Annotated in this window: 1 protein-coding gene and 1 pseudogene; one reads left to right on the top strand and one right to left on the bottom strand. The window is 64.5% G+C overall.

What is annotated here, in order from left to right:
* Positions 1-200 precede the first annotated feature (200 nt).
* A pseudogene (gene tnpA / locus ACWD3C_RS48740) lies at positions 201-602 on the bottom strand (IS200/IS605 family transposase); the annotation flags it as partial.
* 25 nt (positions 603-627) lie between these two features.
* On the opposite strand from tnpA, the gene ACWD3C_RS48735 reads away from it, so the two are divergent.
* Positions 628-1117: RNA-guided endonuclease InsQ/TnpB family protein (locus ACWD3C_RS48735; protein ID WP_451155295.1), on the top strand; the 490-nt coding region annotated here is incomplete at its 3' end.

Below are 1117 nucleotides of genomic sequence, written 5' to 3'. Positions count from 1 at the left end.
GGTCCTCGGCGAGGGTGCTACCGGAGGTCATTCGCAGTGCATCGGCCTTCAGGCCGGTGGTGAAGCGAATCTGACAGTGGCGATGCGGAGCGTCGCAGACTCAGGTCCGGCGGCGCCGGACACCGCGGTTCTTCGCCTGCGGCGCGGAGCGTCGCGAGGGCTTCTCCCGGCGGAGCCGGGCGGTGTTCACACCGGCGGTTCTGCTGTTCGATGTACTGCCTGACCACGGAGAGCGGGGCGCCGCCGACGGTTCCGGCGAAGTAGGACCCGGACCAGAGTTTGTTGGCCCGCCAGTAGTGGCGCATCAGGTCGGGGAACTCTTGGCGGAGCCTTCGGGAGGAGACGCCCTTGAGGGAGTTGACCAGCTTGGTCACGGCGACCTTGGGCGGGAAGTTCACCAGCAGGTGGACGTGGTTGTTCTCACCGTTGAACTCCACCAGGTCGCACTCGAAATCGGTGCACACCGACCGCATGATCTCCTCCATCCGTCTCAAGTGGGTATCGGTGAACACCTTGTGCCGGAACTTGGTCACGAAGACCAAGTGCACATGCATCACGAAAGCACAGTGACGACCAGTTCTGATCTCCTGCATCTCACCCATAACCCAAGTATGTAGGGTGACGGTCATGCAGCTTCGGTACAGCTTCCGCCTGTACCCGGACACCGGTCAGCAGACCGCGTTGGCAAAGGCGTTCGGGTGCGCCCGTGTCGTGTTCAACGACGCGGTCCGCGCCCGTGAAGACGCCCGAAAGGCCGAACAACCGTTCCCGACGGCCGGTCAGCTGTCCCGGAAGCTGATCACCGAGGCGAAACGGACAGCCGAGCGGTCCTGGCTCGGCGAGGTCTGCGCAGTGGTGCTCCAGCAGTCCCTGCGGGACGCCGAGACGGCGTACCGCAACTTCTTCGCCTCCCTCAAGGGCACGCGCAAGGGACCGAAGGCGGGAGCACCACGGTTCAAGTCCCGTAAGGACACGCGGCAGTCGATCCGGTTCACCGCCAACGCCCGCTGGAAGATCACTGACAGTGGCCGTCTGAACCTGCCGAAGATCGGCGCGGTGAAGGTGAAATGGTCCCGCACCCTGCCCGCCACCCCCACCTCCGTCACCGTCATCAAGG

The organism is Streptomyces sp. NPDC002845, assembly GCF_053591955.1.
Note: the sequence above shows the minus strand (reverse complement) of the source record. Positions and strands in the feature narration are given on the sequence as shown.